16 protein-coding genes and 1 tRNA gene are annotated in these 19,326 nt (G+C 62.7%); 7 read left to right on the top strand and 10 right to left on the bottom strand.

Features of this window, described 5'->3' with window-relative positions; translation table 11 throughout:
• The first annotated feature begins 132 nt into the window (after positions 1-132).
• Positions 133-1,626 carry a cation:dicarboxylate symporter family transporter gene (locus A3M3_RS0104885; protein WP_028265406.1) on the top strand — a complete coding sequence of 498 codons (1,494 nt, stop codon included), beginning with the start codon at positions 133-135 and terminating at the stop codon, positions 1,624-1,626.
• A gap of 61 nt (positions 1,627-1,687) precedes the next feature.
• Here A3M3_RS0104885 and A3M3_RS0104880 read toward each other — a convergent pair whose 3' ends face one another.
• The 3 genes from A3M3_RS0104880 to A3M3_RS0104870 are packed head-to-tail and all read right to left on the bottom strand — an operon-like array spanning position 1,688 to position 4,720.
• Complete coding sequence (locus tag A3M3_RS0104880; protein WP_028265405.1) at positions 1,688-2,074, bottom strand: sterol carrier family protein; 387 nt, start codon at positions 2,072-2,074, stop codon at positions 1,688-1,690.
• A gap of 15 nt (positions 2,075-2,089) precedes the next feature.
• Positions 2,090-3,106 carry an asparaginase gene (locus tag A3M3_RS0104875; protein ID WP_028265404.1) on the bottom strand — a complete coding sequence of 339 codons (1,017 nt, stop codon included), beginning with the start codon at positions 3,104-3,106 and terminating at the stop codon, positions 2,090-2,092.
• Between the two features lie 36 nt (positions 3,107-3,142).
• A complete protein-coding gene (locus A3M3_RS0104870; protein ID WP_028265403.1) occupies positions 3,143-4,720 on the bottom strand; it encodes a molybdopterin-dependent oxidoreductase in 1,578 nt (525 codons plus the stop codon).
• 333 nt (positions 4,721-5,053) lie between these two features.
• On the opposite strand from A3M3_RS0104870, the gene purD reads away from it, so the two are divergent.
• Positions 5,054-6,364: a phosphoribosylamine--glycine ligase gene (purD, locus tag A3M3_RS0104865; protein WP_028265402.1), complete on the top strand. Its 1,311-nt coding sequence runs from the start codon at positions 5,054-5,056 to the stop codon at positions 6,362-6,364.
• Between the two features lie 3 nt (positions 6,365-6,367).
• Positions 6,368-7,303, top strand: a complete 936-nt coding sequence (locus A3M3_RS0104860) for a phosphoribosylaminoimidazolesuccinocarboxamide synthase (protein WP_028265401.1) — start codon at positions 6,368-6,370, stop codon at positions 7,301-7,303.
• 76 nt (positions 7,304-7,379) lie between these two features.
• Here the strand turns inward: A3M3_RS0104860 and A3M3_RS0104855 are convergent, their stop codons facing one another.
• Positions 7,380-8,666: a helix-turn-helix domain-containing protein gene (locus tag A3M3_RS0104855; protein ID WP_028265400.1), complete on the bottom strand. Its 1,287-nt coding sequence runs from the start codon at positions 8,664-8,666 to the stop codon at positions 7,380-7,382.
• A 138-nt stretch (positions 8,667-8,804) separates the two neighbouring features.
• Here A3M3_RS0104855 and A3M3_RS23795 point away from each other — a divergent pair, with 138 nt between their 5' ends.
• On the top strand, positions 8,805-9,065 hold the full coding sequence (locus A3M3_RS23795) for a hypothetical protein (RefSeq protein ID WP_035741368.1): 261 nt from the start codon (positions 8,805-8,807) through the stop codon (positions 9,063-9,065).
• A 292-nt stretch (positions 9,066-9,357) separates the two neighbouring features.
• On the opposite strand, the gene A3M3_RS0104845 is transcribed toward A3M3_RS23795, so the two are convergent.
• The 5 genes from A3M3_RS0104845 to A3M3_RS0104825 all read right to left on the bottom strand — a co-directional run bounded on the left by A3M3_RS0104845 (position 9,358) and on the right by A3M3_RS0104825 (position 16,836).
• Positions 9,358-9,434: transfer RNA gene (locus A3M3_RS0104845), tRNA-Pro, on the bottom strand.
• A gap of 84 nt (positions 9,435-9,518) precedes the next feature.
• Positions 9,519-11,336: an ABC transporter ATP-binding protein gene (locus A3M3_RS0104840; RefSeq protein ID WP_028265399.1), complete on the bottom strand. Its 1,818-nt coding sequence runs from the start codon at positions 11,334-11,336 to the stop codon at positions 9,519-9,521.
• Positions 11,333-13,162, bottom strand: a complete 1,830-nt coding sequence (locus tag A3M3_RS0104835) for an ABC transporter ATP-binding protein (RefSeq protein WP_028265398.1) — start codon at positions 13,160-13,162, stop codon at positions 11,333-11,335. The genes A3M3_RS0104840 and A3M3_RS0104835 overlap by 4 nt, the downstream gene beginning before the upstream one ends.
• Positions 13,163-13,541: 379 nt before the next feature.
• Complete coding sequence (locus A3M3_RS0104830; RefSeq protein ID WP_231497187.1) at positions 13,542-14,522, bottom strand: metallophosphoesterase; 981 nt, start codon at positions 14,520-14,522, stop codon at positions 13,542-13,544.
• Positions 14,497-16,836, bottom strand: coding sequence for a transglycosylase domain-containing protein (locus A3M3_RS0104825; RefSeq protein WP_028265396.1), 2,340 nt, complete (start codon positions 16,834-16,836; stop codon positions 14,497-14,499). Before A3M3_RS0104825 ends, A3M3_RS0104830 begins: the two co-directional genes overlap by 26 nt.
• Between A3M3_RS0104825 and A3M3_RS23790 the strand changes: the two genes are divergently transcribed.
• Genes A3M3_RS23790 through A3M3_RS0104810 form a run of 3 tightly spaced genes read left to right on the top strand, consistent with a single transcriptional unit; the run spans position 16,835 to position 18,458 of the window.
• Complete coding sequence (locus tag A3M3_RS23790; RefSeq protein ID WP_009359196.1) at positions 16,835-16,990, top strand: DUF4177 domain-containing protein; 156 nt, start codon at positions 16,835-16,837, stop codon at positions 16,988-16,990. The two genes, A3M3_RS0104825 and A3M3_RS23790, sit on opposite strands and share 2 nt — an antisense overlap.
• Before the next feature lie 2 nt (positions 16,991-16,992).
• Positions 16,993-17,529: a RidA family protein gene (locus tag A3M3_RS0104815; RefSeq protein ID WP_028265395.1), complete on the top strand. Its 537-nt coding sequence runs from the start codon at positions 16,993-16,995 to the stop codon at positions 17,527-17,529.
• A 17-nt stretch (positions 17,530-17,546) separates the two neighbouring features.
• The gene (locus A3M3_RS0104810; protein ID WP_028265394.1) at positions 17,547-18,458 is read left to right on the top strand and encodes an NUDIX hydrolase; all 912 of its coding nucleotides are present in this window, start codon (positions 17,547-17,549) and stop codon (positions 18,456-18,458) included.
• Between the two features lie 86 nt (positions 18,459-18,544).
• Here the strand turns inward: A3M3_RS0104810 and A3M3_RS0104805 are convergent, their stop codons facing one another.
• A complete protein-coding gene (locus A3M3_RS0104805; RefSeq protein WP_011775987.1) occupies positions 18,545-19,222 on the bottom strand; it encodes a Crp/Fnr family transcriptional regulator in 678 nt (225 codons plus the stop codon).
• Positions 19,223-19,326 lie beyond the last annotated feature (104 nt).

Raw genomic sequence — 19,326 nt, 5'->3', positions numbered from 1 at the left:
GGGAGGAGCGTCCGGCCGATTAATTCCATAATATGAAAATTAGATTCCCTCTTGTGGAATGGTGTGAGCGGGATTACATTGAATTCATCCCCGAAATCAGGGGGCTGTTCCCAAACTGATTGGTTCAGATCAATGAAGTTTCCAGACTCTGCGGCGCTGAAGGCGAGTTCGGCTCCGCGGAAGAAGAAGCCACTGTACAAGTCGCTCTTCTTCCAAATTCTGATCGCCGTCGTCGCAGGTGTACTCATCGGCCATTTCTGGCCGAACATCGGGTCCACCCTCCGGCCACTGGGCGATGGTTTCATTCAACTCATCAAGATGATCATCGCTCCGCTGATCTTCCTCGTGATCGTCACGGGAATCTCGGCAGTGGGCGACGTCAAGGCGGTCGGCAGGGTCGGAGTCAAAGCCCTCCTGTACTTCACCGGCGCCACGCTTTTTGCCCTGGTCTTTGGCCTGATCGTGGGAAACCTCGTGCAGCCCGGCGCCGGACTGCATATCGATCCGAACTCCCTTTCGCAGGATGCCCTGAAGGCCCAGACCGGCAATGCGGCGCCGCCCAAGGATGCCGCGTCCTTCATCCTGGACGTGATCCCCACCAGCGTCATTGGGGCTTTCGCGAACAACAGCCTGCTCCAGGTCCTCTTTTTCTCGGTCTTCTTCGGCGCGGCAATCGTCGTTATCGGACGCGAGCGCTGCCTCCCCGTCATCAGCCTCATGGAAACCGTCCTGGAACTGATCTTCAAGATCATGTCCTGGATCATGAAGGTTGCTCCCATCGGCGCTTTCGGTGCCATGGCGTACATCATCGGCCAGTACGGACTAGACACGCTTGGCACGTACGCGCTGCTGATCGCCTCCTGTTATGGAGCGGCCATCGTGTTCATCGCCTTGCTGTTCCTCGTCGCCTGGAGCTTCGCGAGGGTGCCGCTGTGGCAATTCTTGAAATACACCCGGGAAGAGTTCCTCCTGGCTCTCGGCACGGCGTCCACGGAGTCCGTGCTCCCGCGCATCATGACCAAGCTGACCAACGCAGGCTGCTCGCGGGCCACCACCGGCTTGGTGGTCCCCACGGGCTACTCGTTCAACCTCGACGGCGCCGCGATCTACCTTTCGATCTCCCTGCTGTTCCTGGCCCAAGCCTTCGGCCACCACCTCGATCTCGGGCAGCAGCTGGCAGCCCTGGGTGTCCTGCTGCTGACGTCCAAGGGCATGGCAGGCGTACCGGGATCGTCGTTCCTGGCGCTTTCCGCCACGGCAGCGGCCCTCGGCATCTTCCCGGTTGCCGGCGTCGCCCTGCTCCTGGGCGCCGACCGCCTCATGGACTCCATGCGCGTCGTCGTGAACCTCATGGGTAACTGCGTAGCCACATTTGTGGTGGCGAAATGGGAGGGGCAGTTCGACTGCGACGTCATGGTCCGCGCCTTCCGCGGTGAAATCACCAACGAGGATTCCGCCATCATGCTCGGAGCCGAGGCCGTTTTTGAGGAACAGGAAATCGAGCGCCTCAGCGAAGGACGCGAGCCTTCGCCGAAGTTCCGGGGCGGCCCCAGCTCGGATGAGATCCCGCAATTTGAAATGATCAAACCGGGCCAGCACCAGAGCCCTACCGTCAGCCCGGACTAGGCCCCAGACTCCAGTTGAGCGCCCCACGAGACCGTCGCGGGGCGCTCAACCGCGAAAAGGCTCACAGAAGCGGGAGAAGCTCCGACAAATCCGCGCGCAGACCCGAAGCGGCTACCCGGCCGGCGTCGACGGCGGCGGACCACGCCAAGCGTCCGGTCACCAATTCGAGCCAAGTGGCGGCGTCGCACTCAATGACATTAGGTGGGGTGCCGCGCGTATGCCGGGGGCCTTCCACGCACTGGGTGACTCCGAACGGCGGTACCCTGACCTCAACCGAGTTCCCGGGGGCACGGGCGGTGAGTTCCTCCAGCGAGTAGCGGACCGCAGTCGCCAGCACCGCGCGCGACGGCGGTGCCCCGGGCGCTGTTTCTTGGCCGACGGCGGCCTGCCATGCGGCCAGTGCCGCGCGGCCTTCCGCAAGGTCGATCCGGCGTCGTGCGATTGCCATCTTCCGGGCCTCCAATCAGTCCAGTAGCGCCGAGACCGCGTGGCCCAACCGGATCCGGCCGACCGAGTGGCCACCGCCGAGGACGGGCTCCACGACCTTTTCGAGCACGCTTGAGACACCGGGAATATCCACGGCGCCAGCAACAGCGAGAAGCGTCAGCCCAACAAGGGTGGCTGCGCGGGGGTTCCCGTCGAGGATTTTCACTGCCACCGAGGCACCGGTGGGCGTCGCCATTACCAAGACACCTTCCGCCCCGCCTTTGGCAAGCACGTCGAGTTCGTCCATGACGATCGTGTTCGCCTCGCCTCGGCCCTGTACTGCCCACGGGTAGTCCAACATGGACGTGGCGATGGTGGCTGCGCGGGCATTGCAGCTCTGATCCTGTGGGGCCTGTGCGAGGCGCGAATACGCCCGAGCCAAGCCGGTGAGGGAAAGTGCGGCCACCGGCGCCCCGCAGCCATCGATGCCCAAGTGTGCAATCTTCTCGCCACTGTATTCCTCGATCACGGACCGCACACGCTGCTGCAAGGGGTGGTTGGGTTCGAGATAACTGTGTGTGTCCCAGCCGTTCTCGGTGCAGGCCCAGAGGAACGCTGCGTGCTTGCCTGAACAATTGAAGGCCAGCTTGGACTTACCGTGCTCGGAACGGATCAGCCAATTGCGGGCGACTTCGTCCTGCGGCCACGCCGAAGGGCATTGCAGCTGTTCTTCCCGGACACCGGCGGCTTTGAGCATGCCTTCCACCACGTCCATGTGGTCCAGCGAGCCCACATGGCTGGCGCAGGCCAAAGCCACCTGGGCGCCGCGCAGTGGCACGCCCGCCTGCATCGACGCAAGGGCCTGGAAAGGCTTGAGCGCGGAGCGGGCGTATATGGGGGTCGTGATGTCGCCGAGCTGTGTCACTACAGAGCCGTCACCCGAAAGGACGACGGCGGAACCGATGTGGCGTGATTCGATGAAGCCGCTGCGTTCAATCACTGCCAGTTCGACGGCGGAATCAACACTGAAGGTTTCATGCGAGCTCAAGGGCATGAGGCAAGTCTAGGGTGCAGGAACCGTCTTCCCGAGTTACTCCACGGTCACCATAACGGACTGCCACCCGGAGGCGCCGTCCGGTACAGGGTCCGCACGCGTTTCGGTCTGCAGTTCGCCCGTTCCGTCGGTGGCCCGGACCTTGATGTAGTGAGGCCCAGGTGTGGCGTCCCAAATGTAGGACCACTGCCGCCACGTGACCACGGATGCCTCGGCTGCAAGGGTGGCTTCGGCCCATACGCCGTTGTCTATCTGGACTTCGACCTTGGTGATGCCGCGCGTCTGGGCCCAGGCGGTGCCACCCAATGCGACCTTGCCAGCGGGCACCTTGGCGAAGGACTTTGGCACTTCGAGACGGGCCATGGTCTTGATGGGACCGCGCTCTGACCATCCGCGGTTGGTCCAATAGCCTTTGTTGTCTGCGAATCGGGTGACTTCCAGGTCCACCACCCACTTGGTCGCGGAGACGAAGCCATAGAGCCCGGGAACCACCATGCGAACGGGGTAGCCGTGTTCCAGCGGCAACGGCTCGCCGTTCATGCCGATTGCGAGGATGGCGTCCCTGCCGTCCTGGAGCACTTCCAGCGGAGTGGAAGCGCTGAAGCCATCGACCGAGGTGGAGAGGACCATGTCCGCTCCGGCTTGGGGGCGGGCCCGTTTGAGTAGCTCGCGGATGGGCATGCCCAGCCATTTGGCGTTCCCGGCCAGGTTCCCGCCCACGGGGTTGGACACGCAGGTGAGCGACACGTATGTCTCGATCAATTCGGCGTCGAGCAGGTCCTGGAACGTCAACCGGACCTCTTGTTCCACCATCCCGTGGACCCGCAGCTCCCAATCCTGGGCGCTGACCTCAGGAACGCTGAGCGCAGTGTCGATCCGGTAGAAGTCCTTCGATGGGGTGAGCCAGGGGGTGACTCCCGGCGTCGGGGACTGGACATCCGCCGGGACGGGAGCCGCCGCCCGGGCCGGGGTCGGGAGCTTCAGCGAATCCCGGGCCTGGGCCACATTGCTGCGGGCGGCGCTCAGGAACCGCCCTCCGCCAGCTGCGATGGCCGCGGCCACAGCCGTGATGCCGGTAGCGGCGAAGAAAGTTCGGCGCGTTGTAATGGGGCGTTCGATGCCTTTTGCCGCGGTGTCGGCGGGGGCATCGGGGAAGGCATGCAGCCGCCACAGCCGGGTCACCAGGAGACGGAGGACAATGAGTCCGGCCAGGGTGCCGATCAGGCTCGGCAAGGTATCCACCGGCTTCACGCTGGCCCGGGTCACCACGGCTGCCACGATCACCGCTCCCATGGCCAGGACGCCCACCACGCCGAGCCCCCAATTGCGGAAGGCCACGACGCCTAGAACGCAGGCCAACACGAAAATAGTCAGGCCCATGCCGACAAACAGGGCGGCCTTGTCATTGGTGCCGAACGTGGTCACGGCAAAGTCCTTCATCCACGGCGGCGTGAAGTCGATGAACGTGGACCCCAGTGCAATCACGGGAGTAGCCCGGGCCGTGAAGAAGGCGCCGATCAGTTCCGCAACGGCAAGTACGACGCCGGCAGCGACCACCCCGGCCAAGGCTGCCAATGCGGTGGGTCCCCTGAGCCAGTTCCTGAGCTTCTTCATGCAGGTTGTTCGTAGCGGAAGCATTCGGGGATGGGCGTGGACATGCGCTGCGCTGGTGGTGGTTTGTGGACATGCGCTGTGCTGTTGCTGGGGTTTGGACATGCGCTGCGTTGGTGGTCAGGAATGGGCATGTTGCTGGAATGTCCATCGCTCATGACGAAGGGTGGGCATGTCCCTTCGTGGAGCGCGCGGCCAGGGGTGGACATGCGCTGCGTTGGTGGTCAGGAATGGGCATGTTGCTGCAATGTCCATCGCTTGTGGCCAAGGGTGAGCATGTCCAGCGGGGGAAACAGCTTAGGAGTCCGGCGCCCGCACAAAGTACCCTTGAGGACTGTGAAGGTACTCGTCATTGGCCCCGGGGGCCGCGAACACGCCATTGTCCGCTCATTGCTCAAAGATCCCAATGTTTCCGAGGTCCACGCGGCCCCGGGAAATGCTGGTATCGCCAAGCTGGTCCCCACGTACGCGATCGACGGCAACGATCCCGCCGCCGTCGCCGCGCTTGCGACGAAACTTGCCGTTGACCTGGTTGTCGTTGGCCCCGAAGCCCCGCTCGCGGCAGGCGTTTCAGACGCTGTCCGCGAAGCAGGCATTCCGGTCTTTGGCCCCAGCAAGGCCGCTGCCCAGCTCGAAGCCTCCAAAGCGTTCGCCAAGGAAGTCATGGCAGAGGCAGGTGTTCCCACCGCCATGGCCCGCGTGGCAACAAACGCCGCAGAGGCCGCCGACGCGCTGGACACCTTCGGCGCTCCGCATGTTGTCAAGGATGACGGTTTGGCAGCCGGCAAGGGCGTCGTGGTCACCAACGACCGCGAGGAAGCGCTCGCCCACGCCCAGAGCTGTTTCGACGCTGGTGGAACCGTGGTGATCGAGGAGTTCCTGGACGGACCTGAGGTCTCCTTGTTCGTACTGTGCGACGGCCGGACCACGGTGCCGTTGTCCCCGGCGCAGGACTTCAAACGAATTTTCGACAATGACGAGGGGCCCAACACCGGCGGCATGGGCGCCTATAGTCCTCTCGACTGGGCGCCTGCAGGCCTTGTCCAGGAAGTCATCGACCGCGTGGCACAGCCCACCGTGGACGAGATGGCAAGCCGAGGCACGCCGTTTGTGGGGGTCCTCTACTGCGGCCTTGCGCTGACCTCGCGCGGCACCCGCGTCATCGAGTTCAACGTCCGTTTCGGTGATCCCGAAACCCAGGCGGTCCTTGCCCGGCTCAAGACTCCGCTCGGCGCGCTGCTGCTGGCAGCCGCCAAGGGCGAACTGGACCGGGCCGAAGAGCTGCGCTGGTCCAGGGAGTCGGCAGTCGCCGTCGTCGTTGCCGCCGAAAACTATCCGGACACGCCCCGCACGGGGGACCGCATTCGCGGTCTCAACAAAGTGGACGCGCTCGAAGGCGTCCATGTCATCCACGCAGGCACCAAACTGAATGAAGAAGGCTGGGTTGTTTCCGCCGGCGGGCGCGTGCTGGCCGTTGTGGCGCTGGGCACTGACCTAGTGGAGGCCCGGGAGCGGGCTTACGACGGCGTGGAGCTGGTCCAGCTCGACGGCGGACAGTTCCGTACCGATATCGCCGGCAAGGCGGCTCGCGGCGAAATCCACGTGGTCTCTCCTGCCACCGGCTCCATTCCGAATGTAAAGGCCTGAACCATGCCGGACAACAACGCCAACGGACTACAAACTGAGACCCGCGACCTCCCGGGGTGGAAGCACGTCTACTCCGGCAAAGTCCGGGACCTCTACGTTCCGGCAGATGATCTCGGCGGGTCCGAATCAGGCCAGGACCGCATCTTGGTGGTGGCCAGCGACCGTATCAGTGCCTACGACCACGTCTTGAGCAGCGAGATCCCGGACAAGGGCCGTGTCCTCACGCAGCTGAGCTTGTGGTGGTTCGAGCAGCTTGGCGTGGAGCACCACGTCCTGGCGTCCACGGTGGCCGAGGGAGTGCCCGCGGAAGTCGAGGGACGCGCGATGATCTGCAAGCGACTGGAGATGTTCCCCGTGGAGTGCATCGCACGAGGATACCTGACGGGTTCGGGCCTGGTGGAGTACCGCCAATCGGGGACCGTCTGCGACATCCCCCTGCCGGAGGGCCTCGTTGACGGCTCGCGCCTTAAGCACGCCATTTTCACGCCTTCTGCCAAGGCTGAAGTCGGCGAACACGACGAGAACATCACTTATGACGACGTCGTAGCGATGGTCGGCGACGATATCGCCGCACGCTTGAGCGAGCTCACGTTGAAGATCTACACCCGCGCTGAAGAGATTGCCCGCGGTCGTGGCATCATCCTGGCCGACACCAAGGTGGAGTTCGGCATCGACGTCACCACTGGTGTCATCACCTTGGGCGATGAGGTCCTGACGCCGGACTCCTCCCGGTTCTGGGACGCTTCCACCTACGAGCCGGGCAAGGCGCAGCCGTCGTACGACAAGCAGTTCGTGCGTGACTGGCTGACCTCGGCGGAGTCTGGCTGGGACCGCGCCGGTGACGTCCCACCGCCCGCGCTGCCGGCCGACGTCGTCGAGAAGACGCGCGCCCGCTACGTGGAAGCGTACGAAAAGCTGACCGGCAGGACCTTCGCCTAACTCGCAGTTGTTGTCGTTTAGCCGATGCTAAACGACAACAAATGCGAGTTAGTCGGGTTCGCTCAGGCCACTGTCCTTAACTTGCGCGGGACGAATGAGCGCTTCCACCATGGTTTGCCGCCGCCCGACGTTCCGCCAGCCGGATTTCCAGCACCGAGTCCAAGGCCTGCTGGACACGGTCTGCCGCGCCCGCAGCAGTGAAATCACGCTGGGCTTCTTCGAGATGGACCAAGGCTTCCGTGTTTTCACCGGCTGCCTTGAGTGCCTTGCCGAGAAGGAAAGTGACTTCACCCGCGGTATGCCGGGCGAGGACATCGCGGTCTGCGTGGATTTCGCGCAACTTGGTGATCGCGGCAGGGATGTCGCCGGTCAGGTAGAGCCAGCGGGCTCGGATGAACGCGACTTCCAACTGGTCCGTCTTGTTTCCGCCCACAATCGATAGGGCGAGTTCAGCCCGTTCGATGGCGGAGAGTGTTTCTGGTTCGACGATGCCGGAGGAGAGCCGAACAGCCGCCGATGCTTTGTTGAATCGCGCCCATAACTCTATGTCATTGGCGGGGGAGAGCAGCTTGGCGGCTCGCTCGTGGTGCTTGATGCCTTCCACATAGTCGTGCCGCATGAAAGCTACGTTTCCGACCACCCAGGCAACCTCGCCCGCGAGCTGCGACATCGAGTGGTCGTCCATCTGGCTATTCATGGCCTGGCAATACTCCCAGGCTTCGTCCAACCTGCCGCTCTCGGCCAGGGCTCCGATCAATGCACGGTGCGCGCCGATAATCAACGTTGAGCCCTTCGGCAGTTGCGCGGAAAGCCTCACGGCTTCCATGGCGTGCTCGACGGCGGTGGCCAGCTGACCTTGTCCGTGGCAGACCGCGGCAAGCATCTGCCGGGCGCGGACCCCCAGGCCTGCAGACTCCGTAGCCATGGGATGTTCCAGTAGATGCTGGATGATCTGCTGGCATTCCTTCAGCTGCCCCTGTTTCATGAGGCACTCGGCTTGCATGTAGGTCATGTTCCACCAGGCGCTGGTGTTTCTTGCCTCAAGCGCGATTTGCGCGGCCGCCGCTGCGTGGCTTGCGGCAAGCGGGTAGTCCCTCAGGTCCCAGGCTTGCCGCGCATATAGCCCGGCAAGCACGTATTCGGCGTCACTGACGGATACCGGCTGGCTCCAGGCTTCCAGGGCTTTCGGCGCGAGCTCCAGGCGCCGCGCGAGTTCTTCAATGACCTCGGCTGTAGGCTCCCGGCGCCCGGTTTCAAGAAGCGAAATATAGCTGGGTGAGTAAAGATCCCTACCTAATTCAGCCTGGGTCAGCCCGCGTTCGAGCCGTTCGGCACGGAGCTTTTCTCCGAATCCGTTCCCCACAGGTTCCTCCTAGAGGCTTGTCTTTGCACTGTCTTTTCGCCTAAGCCTTGACAGTCGCTGTGGAAAACATTTTACAATGAATGTCAACAGGGACCGCGTAATTTCCGTAACGAATCCGACTCGCATTGAGGAAAAATTATGTTGAAGAAGATTGCTGCAGCAGTCGCCTTGGCCGGCGCTCTTGCATTCTCCGCCGCGGCGCCAGCCGTGGTTTCCGCAGCCCCTGTGGCAGACACCGTCAACACGGTGCTCAGCATTGGTAACTGGCCCGATCCGATGAGGCTCACGCAGGCGATCGGCAACTGGCCGGATCCCATGGTTGTTTCGCAGGCGATTGGCAACTGGCCTGACCCCATGAGTGTCGCGCAGGCGATCGGCAATTGGCCAGACCCAGTGTAAGTGAGACCCTAGGGTGGCGTCCGGGGACTCGGGCAGCCGCCTAATTATTCAAATGAAGTGAAGAATCCCCGAGGCGTCCGAAATAGACACTCCGGGGATTTCTTTTGCGCTCTGATCCACGGGTCCGTTGTATAGCCCGAACCATTGCAGGGGGTTGTTAACAACACTTGTCTCTAAATCTCGGGCGGGTGGGAAAACCGGTCGAGGGAATGTTCTTTGCGATTTCCGGGCTGGCCAAGAAACTCGTTAAATAAAGTTAGAAGGTCTTCCGAGTGGAAGCCCTTCTAACAATTGGTCGGGATGACAGGATTTGAACCTGCGACCTCTTCGTCCCGAACGAAGCGCGCTACCAAGCTGCGCTACATCCCGATCCGCTGCGAAAGCAACTGTTCAAGAATAGCCGATCCCCTCCCGGATGCGAAATCGAACGGAACACCCGATGGAACACCGCGCTCAGACCAGCGAGTCCTTCCAGGCACCGTGCAAACGGGCGAAGCGCCCTCCGCCGACGATGAGCTCGGCAGGCGAGCCGTCTTCCACGATGCGTCCCTCGTGTACCACGAGGACCCGGTCAGCTGTCTCTACCGTCGAGAGCCGGTGGGCGATAATGATGGCCGTGCGTTCGGAATCCGTGCCAGACAACAGCTTGCTGAGGCCAGCCTGAACCAGCCGTTCGGAAGGGATATCAAGGGATGATGTGGCTTCGTCCAGGATGAGCACTGCCGGGGCGGCAATGAACGCCCGGGCGAAGCCGATCAACTGCCGTTGTCCGGCGGAGACGCGTCCGCCGCGCTTGTTAACGTCCGTGTCGTAGCCGTCAGGCAACCCGGAGATGAATTCATGTGCCCCTACCGCTCGGGCAGCTTCTTCAATCTCCGCGCGGGTAGCCTCAGGCCGTCCCAGCGCGATGTTGTCCGCCACCGAGCCACTAAAGAGGAAGGCTTCCTGGGTGACCATGACGACGGCGCGGCGCAGGTCCGCCGTCGAGAGGTCCCGGAGATCGACCCCGTCGAGTGTCAAAGACCCTGCGGTGACGTCGTAGAAGCGGGCGATCAGCTTGGCGAAGGTCGATTTGCCGGCGCCGGTCTGTCCGACGAGCGCTATGGTCTGCCCTGCGGGAATGTGCAGATTCAGCTCGGGGACCACTACCTTGCCGTTGCCGTAGCCGAACTCCACGCCGCGGAAGTCGATTTCGCCACGGGCACGAGGCAGGGGGACCGGGTTCTTGGGAGGCCGGACGGTAGGAACCTCTTCGAGCAGGCCGGACACCTTCTCCAGCGCGGCTTGGGCGCTCTGGAAGGAGTTGTAGAACATGGCCATCTGGTCCACAGGCTGGAAGAAGCGTTTGGTGGAAAGGATCAGCGCCAAGAGCACGCCTACTGCCAGGTCTCCGGAGAGCACCCGGAAGCCGCCGAACAGCAGGACCACGGCCACGCACACATTGCCGACCAGGACCAGGCCCGGTTGGAAGATGCCGTTCAAGTTGATGGAGCGAACCGTGACCTTGCGGTAGTCCTCGGACAGTTCGGCGTAGCGCCGGGCGTTCTCCGGTTCCTTCCGGAATGCCTTGATGGCCCGGATGCCGGTCATGGTCTCCACGAAGTGCACAATCAGTCGGGCGGAAACCACACGGGACTCGCGGAAAGCGATCTGTGAATGCTTCTGGTACCAGCGGGCCAGAAAGTATGCGGGTACGCCTGTGGCGAGCATGATGAGTCCGCTGCGCCAGTCGAGGGCAAAGACGGTACATGCCGTGAAGAGCATGAACAGGATCCCCGAGGCCAAGGAACTGACGCCGGAATCGAGGAGTTCGCGCAACGCTTCGAGGTCCGAGGTCTGGCGGGCTATGATCCGGCCTGAAGTGTACCTCTCGTGGAACTCCAGGCTGAGCCGCTGGGTGTGTCGGAAGACCCTTAGCCGCAAGTCAAGTAGCATCGATTGACTCAGCTTCGCCGTCGAGGTGACGTAGAGGGCCGTCAACACCGCCGTTGCGATGGCCGCCGCCAGATACAGGGCGCCGGCCAGGACCAGCGGCATGTTGTTTCCTGCGAGCAGCGATGGCAGGGCGTGGTCGATGCCGAAAGCAATGATCGCCGGCCCGGCCACCCGAGTGGCCTGCGAGAGCACCACCATCCCCAGCGTGAGCCAGAACCGCAACCGTACCGGGCGGATGAGCGATCCCAGCAAGGCAACCGACCGCCGTCGTACTGCTTTGCTGTCGCTACGGCTCAGGTGGGCGTTGTCTTCATTGGCGGTTCCGAACGTGCTCATCGGCGGCCTTCCCCGGCTTGGTTCATGTGCTGTTCCGCATCGAGCTCGTGCTCGAGTTCGTCGAGTTCGAGGTCGAGATCCTTCGGACCCGCATCGAGGCTCGCGATCACGTAGCGGTAGTGCGCGTTGTTGGCCAAGAGCTCAGTATGGGTCCCGACGGCGGTGATGCTTCCTTTTTCGAGCAGCGCCACCCTGTCGGCCAGGGCAACAGTCGAGGGCCGGTGCGCCACGATCAGCGTAGTGGTGTCCCGGAGGACCTCGCGGAGACGGGTCTCGACGAGTTCTTCTGTGTTCACGTCCAGGGCCGAGAGCGGATCATCCAGCACGAGGACCTTGGGCTTGGCTGCGATGGCGCGGGCGAGGGCGATCCGCTGCCGCTGGCCTCCGGAAAGGCTGAGACCTTCTTCTCCGATAAGGGTCTCGACGCCGTCGGGCAGCGAATACGCGAAGTGCGCCTGCGCGACGTCGAGCGCTTCTTCGAGTGCCTCCTCGGAAGTATCGGGCGCGCCAAGCAGCACGTTGTCCCGGACCGAGCTCGAGAACAGGGTGGTGTCCTCGAAGGCGACGGCGACCACCGTCCGCAGTTGCTCTACGCTGAAATCCCGAATATCCACGCCGTCGATGCTCACGGATCCTTCGCTCACGTCATAGAGCCGGGGGACCAGCTGGAGGAGGGCGCTCTTTCCGCTGCCGGTAATGCCCACGAGGGCCATGGTTTCGCCCGGCCGGATATCCAAGGTGATGTCGTGCAGGAGCCGGGCGCCGTCGTCGAAACCGAAAGCGGCGCCTTTGAAGCTCAAGGCCCCAAGCAGTTTCTTGGGTGTTCTGGGGTTCGCCGGGCTGGTGATCGTGTTGGGCGTGTCCATGACCTCGAAGTGGCGGTCGAGGGCCGTCTTGGCGGTCAAAGCCATGGCAAGGAGCGTGCCCGAGAATTCCACCGGTGCGGCCACCACCGCCGCGGTGCCAAAGAACGCAACGAGGGAACCGATGCTGAGTTCGCCTGCGGAGACAAGCAGGACGCCCGCTACGAGCCCGACGCCGAGTGCCAGCTCGGGCAGGAGGGTCACCACGAGCGTGAAGGTGGCTTGGTGCTTGGCCTTGGCGATCTCGGTCTGCCTCAGCTCTTCGGCCTGCTCGTTGAAGTTCTCCAGTGCCTCGCGACTGCGACCGAACGCCCTGAGCACGCGGATGCCGTGAACGGACTCCTCAACAGTGGTGGCGAGGTCGCCGGCCTGGTCCTGGCTGAGGCGGGTGACCAAGCTGAAGCGGCGGCGGAAGCGGAACGAATAGACCATGATGGGCACAGCGGCTGCCAGGAAGATCAAAGCCAGTTGCCAGCTCATCGCGAACATCACGACGACGCCAATCACCACGGTCAGCGTGGTCACCACCAGCATGATCGCGCCGAAGGCCATCCAACGCCGCAGGAAGTTCAAGTCGGTCATCGCGCGGGACAGCAATTGCCCTGAGCCCCAGTGGTCGTGGAAGGAAACTGTGAGGTCCTGCAGGTGGCCGTAGAGGGACACCCGCATCCTGGATTCCACGGTGGTTGCGGGATTGATGACGAACTGGCGCCGCAGAGCCACTAGCCCGGCTTCTGCGATACCGAGTGCCAGAACCACCGCGGCGGCAATCCAGACAGCGTTGCTGGGGCCGCCGGGGTGGAGGGAGCCGTTGATCAGGACCCGCAGCACTTGCGGGATGGCAAGCGCCATGATGCTGGCCAGCAATGCGCTGAGCAGCCCCATGAAAAGCCGGGGGAGGATCGGTTTCACGTGCGGATAGAGACGTTTGATGGAGGTGAAAAATGAAGTCTGTTTGGCCATGCCCGCTTCTCAACAGCTGTGCTCCGGTGCTCTGCGCCTTCCCGGCACGACACCCGGAGGTAGTTTCCTGTAGCAACTACCCTATGCCATCGCGTCACGGGATTGACAGCACCATTGCGCTACGTGATGCGAGGTATTGGCGCCGGGAGAAGGGGAGTCGTGGGTGAGGTACCAGAAGTGATGGGGACCTCGTTTCCTGCTGGACGTGGTTCGCCGCGGCCCTCTTCCCCTGATGGACATGCTCAACCCTGGCAGCCAAGGATGGACATATTGCTGTTATGCCCATCCTTGGTGTTGGACAAGGGGCATGCTCAGCGGGGTGGGTTTGTTATGTCCATCCTTGGTTTGACAGGATGCGCATGCTCAGTGGTGGTGCGGGCTACTGACGCGCCGTCAGCGTCAGCAGAACCGCTTCAGGCTTGCAGGCGATCCGGACTGGGGCGAAGCGGGAGGTGCCGATGCCGCCGGAGACGTTGACCGGCGTCGTGCGTCCGTTGTTTTCCCAATCGTGCAATCCTTTCGCGCGCCACGTGGGGAGATCGCAATTGGCCACCAGGGCGCCGTAGCCGGGGATACAGATCTGGCCGCCGTGGGTGTGTCCGGCCAGGATGAGGTCTGCGGAGTCGTTCGTGAAATGGTCCAAGACCCGTTGATAGGGGGCATGGATCACGGCCACGCGCAGATGAGGGCGGGAGTCCTGTCCGGCCGTGCCGCGGGGCCAGCCAGAGTAGCGCTCCCGATTCAGGTGGGGGTCATCCACCCCGGAGAAGTCGAAGCGGATCCCGTTGATCGGCAGGGACTGGTGCCTGTTGGTGAGGTCGATCCAGCCGGACATCCCGAAACCTGAACGGAGGCGCGGCCAATCGAGCTCATGGGGATTGCTTTTGACCCGCGATGGGCCGCGGAGATAGGCGGCGGGGTTCTTGAACCGCGGGGCGTAGTAGTCATTGGAGCCCGGTACGAAGACGCCCGGGAACTTCAACAGAGGCCGCAGCGCATCCAGCAGAGGAACCACAGCATGTGGGTGGCTGAGATTGTCACCCGTGTTCACCACGAGGTCTGGTTGGAGGGCCGCGAGCGAACGCAGCCACTCCGCTTTCTTTCGTTGGCTCGGGACGAAATGGATATCGCTCAAGTGCAGCACCCGGAGCGGAGCCGAGCCTTCGGGCAGGATGGGAACGGTTTCTTCCCGGAGCACGAATTGGTTCTTTTCCCAGAGCCCGTAAGCGAAGCCCGCGACGCCGGCGGTTGCGCCCGCACCCGCAGCGACGGCAAAGCCGCGTCCGATGCTTCGGACGCGGCTTGCGAGCGATTCAATCGTGGGCTTGGAGCCGTTAGCCATTTTTGTTTCCGTTGCCATTTCCATTTCCATTGCCGTTCCCGTTGCTGCTGGGCTGGGTGTTCGGCTGCGTGCTCTGGGAATTGTTGTTGCTCGGAGTTGACGTCCGGTAGCCCGGCGGATCAAGCAGGTTCGACGGCGGGGCCGGGAACGGGTTGGTTCCGTAAGCAGGGGCAATCTGGGACATGTAGTTGGAGAACTGCGGTCCGGCGATCATGTAACCGTCGATGCCCGTATAGAACTTACCGTTGACGGTGATATTGCGACCAAAACGGGTTTGGCCACCCAAGGGATCGCCGAACCAACTTGCTGTTGCAAGGCCCGAAGTGTAGCCAACCACCCAGGTGGAGCCGTTGCTGTCATTGGTTCCGGTCTTTGCGGCGATGGGGAAATTGGTCTTCGTGGAGATCCGAGGACGGATGAGCGAACCGGAACCCTGGTTGAGAACCTCTTGCATCGCGTAGGCGACACCGTGGGCAACTTCCGGCGTCACGGCGTCACGGCAATTGGGGGACTGGGCAGGCAGCTTGGCACCCGTCTGGTCCGTCACGGAAGTAATGGCGATTGGCTCACAGTACTTGCCGTTGTTGGAGAACGTGGCCATGGCGCTCGCCATGGTCAAGGGGGCGGTCTGGGTTGAACCGATCAGGTTGCCCAGCGTAGTCATGGGAACCTTCGGATTGGGATCTGTGATCGCCCCGGACTGGTCGCGGGCAGGGGTTCCGCCGTGGATGCCGACGGCGTCGACGATCTTCTGGATACCACAGAGATCCAGTTGAGAGGCAGAGGCAAATGTTGCAGTGTTGATGGAGTTCATCAGGCCATACAGGACCGTCATGGGGCGGTAGTAGCCTTGGTCCGAGTTCTGGAGGTCAAAGCTACCGGGTACCGAACTGTCATAGAAGCCGTTAGTGGGAGTAGGACACGTGTTCCGCCAAGGGAACCCGGGCCTATATGTCCGGACGGCGGCGTTGATGGTGGTGTTCATCGACTTGCCTTCATTAAGCCATTCGGCAAAGGTGAAGGGCTTCATGGTGGAGCCAGGCTGGAACCCGCCCAAACCGTTAAGGTCGTTGCCCTGTCCGTCGACCACATCCACATTGAAGTTCTGCGTCTGATCGAACTTCCCCGCCGCGGGTAGCCACACCGTGTTCTGGGCCATGGAAACGATCTTTCCACTGCCTGGCTGGACCGAGACGATGGTGGACCCCCACTTGTCCGGGTTGTCGCCGGTGGTGGCATCGACCTGGGCTTGGGCAACGCTTTGGGCCTTGGAATCAAGCGTGGTCTGAATCGTGAGGCCGCCGCGGGAGATGCGATTGACGCGTTCGTCCTGGGTGGCGCCGTAGGCAGGGTTGTTGTAGAGCAAATGCAACACGTAGTCGCAGAAATACGGTGCCGTAGCCGCGTACGCACAACCTTGGCGAGGTCGCGTGACCTTGGTGGTGACCGGCGTCGCGATGGCGGCGTCGTAGTCCGCCTTCTTGATCTTGCCCTGGTCCAGCATGAGGCCGAGCACCAGGTCGCGGCGCTGTTTGGCGTGGTCCGGGTTCGCAATGGGGTCGTAGTACGACGGGCTGTTGACGACGCCGGCCAGCAAGGCGGCCTGCGGCAAGGTGAGATCCTTGGCACTGACGCTGAAGAAGAGCTTCGAGGCGGCCTCGATGCCGTACGCGTCCTTGTTGAAGAAGACGATGTTGAGGTAGCCCTCAAGTATCTGCTGCTTGGAGAACTTCTTCTCCAAGGCGATGGCCAGCTTCATTTCCCGGAGCTTGTCACCGACGCCCTTGTTGACGCCGTTGAGCTTCACGTCCGCGGCTTTGTCCTGGGATACGAGAGACTCATTGATGACGTTGTTGACGTACTGCTGGGTGATGGTGGAAGCACCCTGTTTCTGGCCGCGCGCCGTGCTGACGATGGCACGCATGATGCCTGTGGCGTCGACGCCACCGTGCTCATAAAAGCGGCTGTCCTCGACCGCGACGATCGCATCCTTGATGAACGGGCTCATCTGGTCGAGCGAGACCCGCGTGCGGTTCTCGGAGTAGATGGAGGCTATCTGGCTGCCGTCCGCGGCCAGGATAGTCGTCGCCTGGCTGGGCGGGTTCACCTGAAGCTCCGCCGGAAGCGTGTCGAAGAACTGGATGGATCCACTCGCCGCACTGCCCGAAACGGCGGCCGCCGGGACGAGCAAGCCCGCCACCAGGACACCACAAATCGCACTCACACCGAGGAATCCGAGGATCTTTCCAAGAGTGGTGGCAGTGTCGAATAGAGGGTTCCTACGAGTCACCATGTTCTCCACTTTACCGGCAAGGGCTAGTCTTTCTTTCATGACCAAATGGGAGTACGCGACGATTCCGCTCATCATTCACGCCACAAAGCAGATCCTGGACCAGTGGGGAGAGGACGGCTGGGAGCTTGTCCAGGTCGTTCCCGGGCCCGATGGAAACGGACTTGTTGCATACTTGAAGAGGGAGAAGCAGTAACAATGACAACCCCCGCAGAAGCCACTGTTGGCGCGGATTCCGCAGTCCCGGCATCCGCCGTCGAGCAGCGCCTTGCCGAACTCGGTTTGACCCTACCGGCTGTTGCCGCTCCAGTGGCCGCCTACGTTCCGGCTGTCGTCTCAGGCAACCACGTGTACACCTCGGGCCAGCTGCCCTTCATTAACGGAAAACTTGAAGCTACGGGCAAGGTTTCCAGCGGCGAAGAGGGCCTGTCCGACGAGCCGACAGTATCTCCGGAAGACGCCCAGATGTATGCGGCCGTCTGCGCTGTCAACGCGTTGGCCGCCGTCAAGAGCGTCATTGGCGACCTCGATCGCATCACACGCATCGTGAAGGTCGTTGGCTTCGTGGCCTCCGATACCTCCTTCACCGGTCAGCCCGGCGTAATCAATGGCGCGTCCGAGCTTCTTGGGCGTGTCTTTGGCGACAAAGGACAACACGCGCGTTCCGCCGTCGGAGTTGCAGTCCTTCCGCTCGACTCTCCCGTTGAGGTCGAGCTGATCGCTGAATTCAGCTAAGGAACCGGTTCATTCAATTGCCACAGCTAGCCCGACGCCTGTTTGCTTTACCCCCCGAACTCGAAGGGGCGGCACGGAACTGGCTTGAGCTCGGCGAACGGACTCCCCGCGCCGCGCGCCTTGCATCATCTGTTGTTCTGCTCCGCGATTCTCCCACCGGCCTGGAAACGTGGATGGGTTACCGTCCCGGTTCCTCGCCGTTGGGGGTCGTTGCGTTTCCCGGCGGATCGCTGCTACCCACCGACGACGACGCCCTCGGCTGGCTTGGCCCCTCGCCTCAGCATTGGGCTGAGGCGCTAGGGACCGCCGACGTCGGACTTGCCCGCCGTCATGTGGTGGGCGCGATCCGCGAACTGTTCGAGGAAACCGGTGTGTTGCTGGCCGGCCCTGACCTGTCCTCCACAGTGGAGGCGACGTCCACCCCGGAGTGGATGAAAGCCCGCGAGGCCGTAGCGACCCAGGACAAGTCGTTCACGGATGTCCTGGCCAAGCGCGGCTTATTGCTGCGGACGGACCTGCTCAAGCCGCTCGTCAACTGGCTCAGCCCGGACTTTGCACACCGGCGCTTCAACACCCGCTACTTCGCGGCTACCCTTCCGGTCAACCAGCAGCCCTCCCTGCTGGCGAGCAAGGGTGTCTGGGGCCGTTGGGTGTGCGTTTCCAAGCTCATGGCCGAGCGCGGGACAACCGCTCTCGGCGACGAGATCGGCCAAGAAAACACAGTTGGACTGTCGCTAGGCCAATTGCTGGTGCCGGGCTCGGAGATTATTCTCGAGAAGATGGCCGCTGCCCAAGGCTGTATTGCTTACCTCAGCTACAAACGAAAGCCGCACATGTACAAGCCGCGGCTCGTCGACGAGGACGGCACGCTCATGCTCGAAGTCGAAGCCGCCCGGACGGTTTCAGGAGAGCCGCAGCGGGAACGCTAACGACACTCAAATCCACTGATGACAGAAAAAATGCCTGGCGACACCGGAATTCCGGTGTCGCCAGGCATTTTGCGTCTCGCGGGAAACTAGCGGGAGCGCTGGCGGAGGCGCTGCATGTCCAGGATGACAACTGCGCGGGCCTCCAAGCGGAGCCAGCCACGCTGGACGAACTCGGCGAGGGCCTTGTTGACCGTCTCGCGGGAGGCGCCGACCAGCTGGGCCAGTTCTTCCTGAGTGAGTTCGTGGGCCACCAGGACGCCATCGGTCGCAGGCCGGCCGAAGCGGTCCGCCAAGTCCAGCAGCGCCTTGGCGACACGACCCGGGACGTCCGAGAAAACGAGGTCGGACAGGGAATCGTTGGTACGGCGCAAGCGACGGGCAAGTGCCTGCAGCAACTGCGCAGATACTTCGGGACGGGTACGCAGCAAGGCGTTGAGGCTTTCGTTCTTCAAGCCTGCCAAACGGGTCTCCGAAACGGCTGTGGCCGTTGCGGTACGCGGGCTGGGGTCGAACAGGGCCATTTCGCCGAAGAGCTCGCCCGGGCCGAGGATGGCCAACAGGGATTCGCGGCCATCCGGAGAAGTGCGGCCGAGCTTAACCTTGCCAGACACGATGAAGTAGAGCTGGTCACCCTGATCGCCTTCGCGGAAAACAGACGCTCCGCGTGAAAGGTCCACCTCGGTGAGTTCGTCCGTCAGCAGACGGAAAGCGTCGTCGTCAAGGGTCGCGAAGAGGGGCGCGCGGCGCAGTACCTCGATGTCCATGAAATCTCCTGAGTAAAAGTTCGGCTGTGGCGCTTCAGCCATTGTTTCAGAATTTTCTCGGCTCTGTGACGTACTTGGCAGCCGAAACGCCCGAAATCACGCGG

The organism is Arthrobacter sp. MA-N2, assembly GCF_000517125.1.
Lineage (GTDB): Bacteria > Actinomycetota > Actinomycetes > Actinomycetales > Micrococcaceae > Arthrobacter > Arthrobacter methylotrophus.
Note: the sequence above shows the minus strand (reverse complement) of the source record. Positions and strands in the feature narration are given on the sequence as shown.

Bases quoted from the DNA above. Each gene is read 5' to 3' on its own strand.
- A3M3_RS0104885 (WP_028265406.1), top strand. From the start codon at position 133: ATGAAGTTTCCAGACTCTGCGGCGCTGAAGGCGAGTTCGGCTCCGCGG.
- A3M3_RS0104880 (WP_028265405.1), bottom strand. From the start codon at position 2,074: ATGGCAATCGCACGACGCCGGATCGACCTTGCGGAAGGCCGCGCGGCA.
- A3M3_RS0104875 (WP_028265404.1), bottom strand. From the start codon at position 3,106: ATGCCCTTGAGCTCGCATGAAACCTTCAGTGTTGATTCCGCCGTCGAA.
- A3M3_RS0104870 (WP_028265403.1), bottom strand. From the start codon at position 4,720: ATGAAGAAGCTCAGGAACTGGCTCAGGGGACCCACCGCATTGGCAGCC.
- A3M3_RS0104860 (WP_028265401.1), top strand. From the start codon at position 6,368: ATGCCGGACAACAACGCCAACGGACTACAAACTGAGACCCGCGACCTC.
- A3M3_RS23795 (WP_035741368.1), top strand. From the start codon at position 8,805: ATGTTGAAGAAGATTGCTGCAGCAGTCGCCTTGGCCGGCGCTCTTGCA.
- A3M3_RS0104840 (WP_028265399.1), bottom strand. From the start codon at position 11,336: ATGAGCACGTTCGGAACCGCCAATGAAGACAACGCCCACCTGAGCCGT.
- A3M3_RS0104835 (WP_028265398.1), bottom strand. From the start codon at position 13,162: ATGGCCAAACAGACTTCATTTTTCACCTCCATCAAACGTCTCTATCCG.
- A3M3_RS0104830 (WP_231497187.1), bottom strand. From the start codon at position 14,522: ATGGCAACGGAAACAAAAATGGCTAACGGCTCCAAGCCCACGATTGAA.
- A3M3_RS23790 (WP_009359196.1), top strand. From the start codon at position 16,835: ATGACCAAATGGGAGTACGCGACGATTCCGCTCATCATTCACGCCACA.
- A3M3_RS0104825 (WP_028265396.1), bottom strand. From the start codon at position 16,836: ATGAAAGAAAGACTAGCCCTTGCCGGTAAAGTGGAGAACATGGTGACT.
- A3M3_RS0104815 (WP_028265395.1), top strand. From the start codon at position 16,993: ATGACAACCCCCGCAGAAGCCACTGTTGGCGCGGATTCCGCAGTCCCG.
- A3M3_RS0104805 (WP_011775987.1), bottom strand. From the start codon at position 19,222: ATGGACATCGAGGTACTGCGCCGCGCGCCCCTCTTCGCGACCCTTGAC.